Genomic DNA, 10,906 nt, shown 5'->3' with positions numbered 1-10,906 from the left:
TCGGTGGCCGACCGCCTGGTGTGCAAGAACTCCAGCTTCCATGTCCGCCGCGGCGAGATCGTCGGTTTCGCCGGCCTGATGGGTGCAGGACGCACGGAGCTCGCCCGCTCCGTCTTCGGACGCTCCTACGGCAACTTCAAGTCCGGGCAGATCCTCATCAACGGCAGGGAGGTCACGCTGCGCTCGGTCCCCCAGGCGATCGACGCCGGGCTCGCCTACGTGACCGAGGACCGCAAGTCCCTCGGCCTGAACCTGCTCGACGACATCAAGACCACCACGGTGTCCGCCGACCTGAAGAAGATCACCAACGGCCTCGTCGTCGACAAGGACGAGGAGTTCCGCGTCGCCGAGGAGTACCGGAAGTCGCTGCGCACCAAGACGCCGAGCGTCAACGAGGGCGTCGCCAAGCTCTCGGGCGGCAACCAGCAGAAGGTGGTCCTCGCGAAGTGGATGTTCACCGACCCCGAGCTGCTCATCCTCGACGAGCCCACCCGCGGGATCGACGTCGGGGCGAAGTACGAGATCTACGGCATCATCCAGAAACTCGCGGACCAGGGCAAGGGCGTGATCGTCATCTCCTCGGAGCTGCCCGAACTGCTCGGCCTCTCGGACCGCATCTACACCATCTTCGAAGGCGCGATCACGGGAGAAGTGACCCGTGAGGACGCGAACCAGGAATCCCTGATGAAACTCATGACCGCCAGCAGGAAATCTGCCTGACCGTAGCTCCCTAGGAAAGACACCATGAATTCCCTCAAACAAATCTTCGGCGGGAACACCCGCCAGTTCGGGATGATCTTCGCCCTGGTCGCGCTCGTCGTGTTCTTCCAGTGGCGCACGGGCGGCAAGACGCTCACGTCCGTGAACATGATGAACCTCTTCAACGGCAACTCCTACATCCTGATCCTGGCGATCGGCATGGTCCTCGTGATCATCGCCGGGCACATCGACCTCTCCGTCGGGTCCATCGCAGCGTTCGTCGGCATCGTCGTCGCGATCGCGATGCGGGACTGGGGTATCCCCTGGTACCTCGGCGTGCTCCTGGGCCTGGTCCTCGGCGCGGTCATCGGGATCTGGCAGGGTTTCTGGGTCGCCTACGTGGGCATACCGGCGTTCATCGTCACGCTCGCCGGCATGCTCCTGTTCCGTGGCGCCAACCAGTCGGTCGGCAACTCCCTCACCGTCCCGGTGCCCGAGGGCTTCCGGTACCTCGGCGCGGGCTACCTCCCGGAGGTCGGCCCCACCACCGGCTACAACAACCTGACCCTCCTGATCGGCTTCGCCCTCGTGGCGTTCGTGATCTACAGCGAGTTCCGCGGCCGCCGCAAGCTCGAGAGGATCAAGGCCGACGTCCCCCCCATGTGGGTCCCCGTCACCAAGGTCGTCCTGCTCTCCGCCGTCATCCTCTACGCGACGTACCTGTTCGCGACCGGTCGCCCCGGCACGTCCTTCCCCGTCCCCGGCCTGATCCTCGGCGTCCTCGTGATCATCTACGCCTTCATCTCCAACAAGACGATCCTCGGCCGCCACGTCTACGCCGTCGGCGGCAACCGCCACGCGGCCGAACTCTCCGGTGTGCAGAGCAAGCGCGTGAACTTCATGGTCATGATGAACATGTCCATCCTCGCCGCCCTCGCCGGCATGATCTTCGTCGGCCGCTCCACGGCGTCCGGCCCGTCCGACGGCGTCGGCTGGGAACTCGACGCCATCGCGGCCGTGTTCATCGGCGGCGCTGCCGTCACCGGTGGCGTGGGGACCGTGGTCGGATCCATCATCGGCGGCCTCGTCATGGCCGTCCTCAACAACGGACTCCAGCTGCTCGGCGCGGGCGCCGACGACACCCAGATCATCAAGGGCATCGTCCTCCTCGTCGCCGTCGCCTTCGACGTCTACAACAAGAGCCAGGGCAAGCCGTCCATCATCGGCCTGCTCACCAGGAACTTCGGCGGAGGTGGCGGCGGCGCGAAGGCCGGCACCCCCGATCCCCGGCCTGCTCCCACGGAACAGGCCGTCGGAACGAAGGAAGTCATCTCCCACGACGTCTAGGAACCGGATGGAACCGGCTTCCCGGGCGACAACGCTCCACCCGTCCACCCAGCAAGAGCAATAGAAAGAGAATGGAAATGCGTAAATTCGCAAAGTCCGTCGCAGCCATCGCTGCGATATCAGCACTGGCGCTGACAGGATGCGGCCGCGAAGAGGCGGCCCCCGCGACCGAGGGCGGCGAATCTGCAGCCGCCGGTTTCGAGACGGGGTCCGCCATCGGCGTCGCACTCCCGCAGAAGACGTCGGAGAACTGGGTCCTCGCGGAGCAGCTCTTCAACGACGGCCTGACCGAGGCCGGCTACGAGCCGGACGTACAGTTCGCGAACGGCGGCGTCGCCGAGCAGCAGAACCAGATCAGCTCCATGATCACCAACGGCGTGAAGGTCCTCGTCGTCGGCGCCATCGACGGCGCGCAGCTCGGCACCCAGCTCGCCCAGGCGAAGGAGGCCGGCATCACGGTCGTCGCCTACGACCGCCTGCTCCTCAACACCGACGCCGTGGACTACTACGTGGCCTACGACAACTTCAAGGTCGGCGAGCTGCAGGGCCAGGCCCTCCTCGACGGCATGAAGGCCGCCAAGCCCGAGGGCCCCTACAACGTCGAGCTGTTCGCCGGATCGCCCGACGACGCCAACGCGAAGGTCTTCTTCGACGGTGCCATGAGCATCCTCCAGCCCGAGATCGACAACGGCAACCTCGTCGTCGTATCGGGCCAGGAGACCTTCGAGCAGGCCGTGACCCAGGGCTGGAAGGCGGAGAACGCCCAGAAGCGCATGGACACGCTGCTCTCGGGCAGCTACGGGACCGAGGAGCTCGACGGCGTCCTCTCCCCCAACGACACGCTGGCCCGCGCCATCCTGACCTCGGTCGAGGGTGCAGGCAAGACGCTCCCCGTCGTGACCGGCCAGGACTCCGAGGTCGAGTCCGTGAAGTCCATCATGGAGGGCAAGCAGTACTCCACGATCAACAAGGACACCCGTGCCCTGGTCGAGCACGCCATCGAGATGGTGAACGGCCTGCAGGCCGGCGAGGAACTCGAGATCAACGATCCCGACTCCTACGAGAACGGCGTGAAGACCGTTTCCGCCTACCTCCTCGAGCCGCAGATCGTCACCAAGGACAACGCCGCTGAGGCGTACGCCGACGATCCCACGCTGTCGGCACTCACCAAGTAGCACCGATCCGGATCCGTCCGGCAGCAGTACCCGAAGCGCCCCGGCCCAGGCCGGGGCGCTTCGTTCGTCTCCCGGCGATGGACGCGGGACCACCGCAGCGGCAAGGATAGGTCCATGAACCTCCAGAACCGCATCGCCGTTCCCCCCTGCGCCGAAGCAGGCGCCCCCAGTCCGATCGACGCCACCGGCCGTCCCCTCATGTGGGGTGTCGTCGCCACGGGCGGCATCGCCGGCAAGGTCACCCAGGACATCGCGCTGCTCGAGGACGCCGTGCTGCACGCCGTCAGTTCCCGCAGTGCGGACAGCGCCGCCGCCTTCGCCGACCGCTTCGGGTTCGCCACCAGCTACGGTGACGACGGCGGGGTCACGGGATACCAGCGGCTCATGGACGATCCCGAGGTGGAAGTCGTCTACATCACGACGCCGCACGCCCAGCACTACGACGTCGCGAAGGCCGCACTGGCCGCCGGCAAGCACGTGCTGTGCGAGAAGCCGTTCACCATCAACGCCGCCGAGGCGGAGGAACTGGCAGGACTGGCCGCCGAGCGCGGGCTCTTCCTCATGGAGGCGGTCTGGACGCGCTTCCTGCCGAGCATCAACCGTGCCTGGGAGATCATCGCCTCCGGCGAGCTGGGCGAGATCCGGTGGGTACAGGGAGACCTCGGGTTCCCCGCACGGCAGGATCCCGGCAGCCGCCTCTGGGACCCGAAGGCCGGGGGCGGGGCCCTGATGGACCTCACGGTCTACCCGCTCACCTGGGCCCTGGGCTCCCTCGGCTTCCCGGACTCCGTCTCCGCGCTCGGAACGCTGAACAGCGACGGCGTCGACGTGCAGAACGCCGTCACCCTGAGCTACGGGAACGGGGCGTACGCCCAGCTGTCGTCGTCGCTCGTCGCCTCCTGCCCGGGCCAGGCGACGGTCGCCGGATCGAAGGGCTGGCTGAAGACCGGTGGCGGAAACCTCCACAACCCGAAGGAACTGACCGTCCGGATCGGTCAGGAGGAGCCGAGGGTGGAGCACTTCGAGCAGGTCGGCGCCGGGTACACCTACGAACTGCGCGAGGTCACGCGCTGCATCCAGCAGGGGCTGACCGAGAGCCCCACGATGCCCGTCGGTGACACGGTGAGGACCATGCGCCTGCTCGACGGCGTACGGGCCCAGATCGGGCTGCGCTACGCGAACGACGCCGTCTGACGGTCCGCCCGCGTCGTCCCCGGCAGTCGGGCATCGAAGGACGGGCCCCCGCGGTCGCTACCGCGGGGGCCCGTCCGTGTCCCGGAACGTCGCCTGCGCCGGTGGACTCCGGTCCGCCGGCTGGAGCGACGGAGCCTACCGGGCGAGGATCGCGAGGACCTCCGACAGCTTGGCGGAGGGACGCATCACCTCGGTGACCTTCGTGACGTCGGGGTGGAAGTAGCCGCCGATGTCGGCGGGTGAGCCCTGCACGGCGAGCAGCTCGGCCACGATGGTGTCCTCGTTGCCCGTCAGCGCCTCCGCGACGCGGGAGAAGCTCTCGGCGAGTTCGGCGTCCTGCTCCTGCCGGGCCAGCTCCTCGGCCCAGTAGCGGGCGAGGAAGTAGTGGCTGCCGCGGTTGTCGATCTCGCCGACGCGGCGGCTGGGCGACTTGTTCTCGAGCAGGAACGTACCGGTGGCGCGGTCCAGCGTGTCGGCGAGGATCTGCGCGCGGGCGTTGCCCGTCGACGTCGCCAGGTGCTCGAAGCTGACCGCGAGGGCGAGGAACTCACCCAGGCTGTCCCACCGGAGGTGGTTCTCCTTCACGAGCTGCTGCACGTGCTTCGGAGCGGACCCGCCGGCGCCGGTCTCGAAGAGTCCACCGCCGTTCATCAGCGGGACCACGGAGAGCATCTTGGCGCTCGTGCCGAGCTCGAGGATGGGGAACAGGTCCGTCAGGTAGTCGCGCAGCACGTTGCCGGTCACCGAGATGGTGTCCTCGCCCCTGCGGATGCGCTCGAGCGTGAAGGCCGTCGCGTCGACGGGCGTCATGATCTGCAGCTCGACCTCGTCCGTGTCGTGCTCCGCCAGGTAGGCCTGGACCTTGGCGATCAGGTTCGCATCGTGCGCCCGGCTCTCGTCGAGCCAGAACACCGCGGGCGTCGCCGAGGCACGGGCACGCGTGACGGCGAGCTTCACCCAGTCGAGGATGGGCGCGTCCTTGGTCTGGCAGGCGCGCCAGATGTCACCGGGCGCGACGTCGTGCTCGATCAGCACGGTGCCCTCGGCGTCGAGGATCTGGACCGTGCCGGCCGCAGGGATCTCGAAGGTCTTGTCGTGGCTGCCGTACTCCTCGGCCGCCTGCGCCATGAGGCCGACGTTGGGGACGGTGCCCATGGTGGTCGGGTCGAAGGCGCCGTGGGCACGGCAGTCGTCCAGGACGACCTGGTAGATGCCGGCGTAGCTGCTGTCGGGGATGACGGCCAGCGTGTCCGCTTCCTTGCCGTCCGGTCCCCACATGTGGCCCGACGAGCGGATCATCGCCGGCATGGAGGCATCGACGATGACGTCGCTCGGCACGTGGAGGTTGGTGATGCCCTTGTCGGAATCGACCATGGCGATCGCCGGGCCGTCCTCCATGCCCTTCGAGATCGCCTGCTGCACTCCCTCGCGCACGTCCTCGGGAAGCTTGTCGAGGCCGCCGAGGATGGACGCCAGGCCGTTGTTCGGGCTCAGGCCGGCAGCCGTCAGCTGCTCACCGTAGGTCTCGAAGAGCTCGGGCAGGAAGGCGCGGACCACGTGGCCGAAGATGATGGGGTCCGAGACCTTCATCATGGTGGCCTTGAGGTGTGCCGAGAAGAGCACGCCCTCCTCCTTGGCGCGGGCGACGGAGGCCTTCAGGAAGCTGTTGAGTGCTTCGGCCCGCATGACCGTTCCGTCGACGACCTCGCCGGCGAGGACCGGGAAGGAGTCCTTGAGGACCGTCACGGAACCGTCCGCGGCGACGTGCTGGATCGAGATCGTGCCGTCGGCGGGGATCACGACGGACTGCTCGTTGGAGCGGAAGTCGTCGCCCATCATGTGCGCGACGTTCGTCCTGGACTCCGGCGTCCAGGCACCCATGCTGTGCGGGTTCTGGCGTGCGTAGTTCTTGACCGACGCGGGAGCCCGGCGGTCCGAGTTCCCCTCGCGGAGGACGGGGTTCACGGCGCTGCCCTTGACCTTGTCGTACCGCGCGCGGACCTCCTTCTCCTCGTCCGTCGAGGGGTGGTCGGGATAGTCCGGCAGCGCGTAGCCCTGTCCCTGGAGCTCGGTGATGGCGGCCTTGAGCTGCGGGATGGAGGCGCTGATGTTGGGCAGCTTGATGATGTTGGCGTCCGGCGTCTTCGCCAGTGCGCCGAGTTCCGCGAGCGCGTCCGCCTGTCGCTGGTCCTCGGTGAGGTGATCGCCGAAGAGGGCGATGATGCGGCCCGAGAGCGAGATGTCGCGGGTCTCCACCTCGACACCCGCCGTGGAGGCGAACGCCTCGATGATCGGCAGGAACGAGTAGGTTGCCAACATCGGCGCCTCGTCGGTGTGGGTGTAGATGATCTTGGCCATGGGTGGCGTCTCCCTGGTGCTCTTGCGTTGTGCGGTCGGTTGGGGCTTGCCCATCGGCTCTAACTTACCGAGGTCCCCGAGGCATCGCCTAACGGCGGACCCGATGGAACGACGGCGTCGACGGGTGTATCCCGCAGGTCGCCGGTGGCCGGAGCCGCCGGCGCGCCTGCGGGGAGGTCAGTGGAAGAAGTGGCGTGCGCCGGTCAGGTACAGCGTCACGCCGGCCGCGTCCGCCGCGTCGATGACCTCCTGGTCGCGCACCGAACCGCCCGGCTGGACGACGGCGCGGACACCGGCGTCGAGCAGGATCTGCAGTCCGTCCGCGAAGGGGAAGAACGCGTCGGACGCCGCGACCGAGCCGCGGGCACGCTCGGTGTCGGCGAGCGAGTTGGCGCGCTCGACGGCGAGCCTGCAGGAGTCCACGCGGTTGACCTGGCCCATGCCCACACCCACGGCTGCGCCGTCCTTCGCCAGCAGGATGGCGTTGGACTTCGCGGCCCGGCAGGCCTTCCAGGCGAAGCGGAGGTCGGCGAGCGTGGCGTCGTCGGCGGCCTTCCCGGCGGCCAGGGTCCAGCCGGAGGGGTCGTCGCCGTCGGCGTCGAGCGTGTCCGCGACCTGAAGGAGCACCCCTCCGGAGACCTGGCGGAACTCCACGGGGTTCCGGCCGTAGCCCTCGGGCAGGGTCAGGAGCCGGATGTTCTTCTTCTGCGAGAGGATCTCGACGGCCCCGGCGGAGAACGACGGCGCGATCACGACCTCCGTGAAGATGTCCTTCACCGTGGCGGCCATGCCGGCGGTCACCTCGCGGTTCGCGGCGATGACCCCGCCGAACGCCGACACCGGGTCGCAGGCGTGGGCCTTGGCGTGGGCGTCGGCGATGGGGTCCTCGGCGTCTGCCGAGCCGACCGCGACCCCGCACGGGTTGGCGTGCTTGATGATCGCGACCGCAGGCTCCTCGAAGTCGAAGGCCGCACGGAGGGCAGCGTCGGCATCGACGAAGTTGTTGTAGCTCATGGCCTTGCCGTGGAGCTGGTCGGCCTGGGCGATGCCCGGCGTGGCGCCCTTCTCCACGTACAGTGCCGCCTGCTGGTGCGGGTTCTCGCCGTAGCGGAGCACCTCGGAGCGCTCGAGCGCGAGGCCCGCGTAGCCCGGCCAGGTGAAGGCGTCGTCGTCGGTCTCGAACTGCTCGGCGGTCCAGGACGCGACGGCGGTGTCGTACGCGGCGGTGTGCGCGAAGGCGAGGGCGGCCAGCCGGCGTCGTGCCTTCAGGTCGAAGCCGCCCTCCGCGGCCGCCGTGACCACGTCACCGTAGCGGGCGGGGTCCACGACGACGGCGACCGACGGGTGGTTCTTCGCGGCGGACCGCACCATGGCGGGTCCACCGATGTCGATCTGCTCGACGACGGCGTCGGGCTCCGCGCCCGAGCGCACCGTCTCGACGAAGGGGTACAAGTTCACCACCACGAGGTCGAACGCCTCGATGTCGAGCTCGGCGAGCTGGTCGACGTGCTCCTGCCGGCGGCGGTCCGCGAGGATGCCGGCGTGGACCTTGGGGTGCAGGGTCTTCACGCGCCCGTCGAGGGTCTCGGCGAATCCGGTCACCTCGGACACCTCGGTGACGGGGACGCCCGCGGCGGCGATGCGCTGCGCGGTCGAGCCGGTGGAGACGATGGAGACGCCCGCACGGTGCAGGCCCTGTGCCAGCTCCTCCAGGCCGGTCTTGTCGAACACCGAGATCAGTGCTCGGCGGATGGGGACACGGTCGAGGTGGGTCAGGCTCACGCAGATCTCCGTCAGTAGAGCGTCGCTGGGGTCGGCACCAAGTCTATAGGTGCGGCCCTGCCCGGTCGCGAGGGGACGGCACGGGGTCCCGGGTGGCTGGCGGTACAGTTCTGGCAGAACAGCACCCTCCGAGAAGGCATCATGAACACCCATACGCAACTCCCCACCGGTGACCAGGTGGTGCAGGACCTCCCCTGGCGCTGGAAGGTCCAGGGGAAGATCTTCCTCATCGGCGGCCTCGGCTTCATGTTCGACGCCTGGGACGTGACCCTCAACGCCTACCTGATCCCCCTCCTGATCGACGACTGGGGCCTGTCCTCCGGCCAGGCGGCCTGGGTCGCGACGTCGAACCTCATCGGCATGGCGGTCGGGGCCTTCGCCTGGGGCTCGGTCGCCGACATCATCGGTCGCAAGCGGGCCTTCACCCTCACGCTGCTCGTCTTCTCGGTCTTCACCGTGCTGGGGGCGTTCTCCCCGGACATCGTCTGGTTCTGCGTGTTCCGGTTCCTCGCGGGCTTCGGCCTCGGCGGCTGCATCCCCGTGGACTACGCCCTGGTCGGCGAGTTCACGCCCCGGCGGCAGCGCGGCCGGGTCCTCACCGCGATGGATGCGTGGTGGCCCGTCGGCGCCTTCCTGTGCGGGGTGGTCACGACGGTGGTCGTGGCCCAGTCGGGCAGCTGGCGTTACGCGATGCTCGTCATGGTGCTCCCGGCACTCCTCGTCTTCTGGGTGCGGCGCGGCGTCCCCGAATCGCCGCTCTACCTCGTGCAGCGCGGCCGGGGCGAGGAGGCCAGGACGGTCATCGACGACCTGGTGGCCCGGACCGGCGCGGAGCAGCGGGAATGGCGCCTGCCGGAGCCCGAGCAGACGCCCCGGCTCTCGCTCGGCAGTGTCTCGGGCCAGCTGGCGGGGCTGTGGCGCTACGACTGGCGCATCACCCTCACGGCCTGGAGCCTGTTCCTGACCATCCTGCTCGTCTACTACGGTGCCCTGACGTGGATGCCGCGGATCCTCATCGCCTCGGGCTACGCGCAGTCGGTCGCCTTCATCACGACCACGTTCATGACCGGCGTCGGTTTCCTGGGGGTGATCGCGGCCGCCCTCCTGGTGGAGCGCGTGGGCCGCAAGTGGCTCCTGGCCGTCACGGGTCCCGGCTCCGCCGCGCTCCTGGTCGTCTTCGCACTGACGCTCGACCTGCCCGCCGCCGCCACGGCATGGCTGCTGGGCTTCGGTTTCGTGGTGCAGGTGGCCATCCCCGTCCTCTACACCTACGTCTCGGAGCTGTACCCGACGGAGCTGCGGGGCAGCGGGTTCGGCTGGGCGTCGACCATCTCCCGGATCGGCGCGGGCCTGGTCCCCCTGATCTTCGGGACGCTCCTGTGGCCCTACCTCGGCCTGCCGCTCACGTTCGCCCTGACCGGCGGACTGGTGCTCCTCGCCGTCGTGTTCATGGCCTTCAACGCCCCCGAGACCCGGAACGCCACGCTGCGCTGACCGGCCCGGGACGACGAGGGGTGCCACCGCCGCAGCGGTGGCACCCCTTCCTCGTCGCGGGCCGCCCGTGCGGGCTAGGCCTCGGGCAGGACCGCGTCCGGGGTCTCCTCGAGCGAGGTGACCTTCCACGCGCCGTCGGCGTAGCGGACGGTGGCGGTGTAGATGGTGCCGGCCGGCGAGAACGGACGCTGCTCGGCGACCGCACCGTCCTCCGCGAACTCGGTGTAGGCGTCGGGGTTGACGGGGATCAGGGCGGTGACATCGGCGCCCTCCACCACTTCGTCCTCCGGCGTGGTGAGGTAGACGTTCTCCACCTTGGGCTGGCCGCCGAGCACCCACCCGCCGCCGTCGTACACGGCCTTCAGTCGTTCCGCCTCGGCCTGCTCGCTCGCCGCTCCGTCGAGGACCTCGAGCACGGCGGCCGCGTCCCCGGTCTGCAGGACATAGGCCTTGAGGTCGAAGTAGTAGTAGAGGAACGCCCGGGCGCCCTCGGCGGACACCTCCCCGACGAGGTCGTTGGTCGCGGGCCGCTGGATGTTCGAGGCTGCGGCGGAGGAGCTGGCGGGGGACGGCCGGGTCCCGGCCGGGGTCGCCGGCGTGGACTCGGAGGTGCCGGCGCAGGCTGTGAGCGCCAGCAGGGTGAGGGCGGCGGTGGCCGCGATGCGCGAGGTGTTCATGAGAGTCCCAACGGTGTTCGAGATCGGAGTGGCCGGAGGCCTCCCCCACCCTACCGGTGCCCCAGGCAACTTCAGGGGCCGACCGGGCCGCGCAGGATTGACTCCTCCTGTGACGTGGGACACGCTGGTCCTTTCCCACGAAGGAGACATGTGAAACCTCGCCACGCCACCGTCGTCGTG

General features: G+C 68.9%; 8 protein-coding genes. 5 read left to right on the top strand and 3 right to left on the bottom strand.

Annotation, left to right across the window (positions count from 1 at the left end; all coding sequences use genetic code 11):
• The 4 genes from CVO76_RS03130 to CVO76_RS03115 form a co-directional block, all read left to right on the top strand.
• A partial coding sequence (locus tag CVO76_RS03130) for an ATP-binding cassette domain-containing protein (RefSeq protein ID WP_208740641.1) occupies window positions 1-720 on the top strand: 720 nt, incomplete at its 5' end.
• 24 nt (window positions 721-744) lie between these two features.
• Window positions 745-2,046 (top strand): multiple monosaccharide ABC transporter permease, encoded by a 1,302-nt coding sequence (mmsB, locus tag CVO76_RS03125; protein WP_133082725.1) that lies wholly within the window; start codon window positions 745-747, stop codon window positions 2,044-2,046.
• A 77-nt stretch (window positions 2,047-2,123) separates the two neighbouring features.
• Entirely contained in the window at window positions 2,124-3,221 is a 1,098-nt protein-coding gene (locus CVO76_RS03120) for a substrate-binding domain-containing protein (protein WP_208740640.1), read from the top strand.
• A 114-nt stretch (window positions 3,222-3,335) separates the two neighbouring features.
• Window positions 3,336-4,415 carry a Gfo/Idh/MocA family protein gene (locus CVO76_RS03115; protein WP_208740639.1) on the top strand — a complete coding sequence of 360 codons (1,080 nt, stop codon included), beginning with the start codon at window positions 3,336-3,338 and terminating at the stop codon, window positions 4,413-4,415.
• 135 nt (window positions 4,416-4,550) lie between these two features.
• On the opposite strand, the gene CVO76_RS03110 is transcribed toward CVO76_RS03115, so the two are convergent.
• Window positions 4,551-6,773, bottom strand: coding sequence for an NADP-dependent isocitrate dehydrogenase (locus CVO76_RS03110; protein ID WP_208740638.1), 2,223 nt, complete (start codon window positions 6,771-6,773; stop codon window positions 4,551-4,553).
• 177 nt (window positions 6,774-6,950) lie between these two features.
• Window positions 6,951-8,555, bottom strand: a complete 1,605-nt coding sequence (gene purH, locus CVO76_RS03105; protein ID WP_208740637.1) for a bifunctional phosphoribosylaminoimidazolecarboxamide formyltransferase/IMP cyclohydrolase — start codon at window positions 8,553-8,555, stop codon at window positions 6,951-6,953.
• Window positions 8,556-8,696: 141 nt separating this feature from the next.
• Between purH and CVO76_RS03100 the strand changes: the two genes are divergently transcribed.
• Complete coding sequence (locus CVO76_RS03100; protein WP_133082720.1) at window positions 8,697-10,049, top strand: MFS transporter; 1,353 nt, start codon at window positions 8,697-8,699, stop codon at window positions 10,047-10,049.
• 74 nt (window positions 10,050-10,123) lie between these two features.
• Here CVO76_RS03100 and CVO76_RS03095 read toward each other — a convergent pair whose 3' ends face one another.
• Window positions 10,124-10,726 (bottom strand): DUF6318 family protein, encoded by a 603-nt coding sequence (locus CVO76_RS03095; RefSeq protein ID WP_208740636.1) that lies wholly within the window; start codon window positions 10,724-10,726, stop codon window positions 10,124-10,126.
• Between the last annotated feature and the right edge of the window lie 180 nt (window positions 10,727-10,906).

It is taken from the genome of Arthrobacter agilis (genome assembly GCF_002953615.1).
Lineage (GTDB): Bacteria > Actinomycetota > Actinomycetes > Actinomycetales > Micrococcaceae > Arthrobacter_D > Arthrobacter_D agilis_B.
This window is presented reverse-complemented; position numbering and strand designations above follow the sequence as displayed.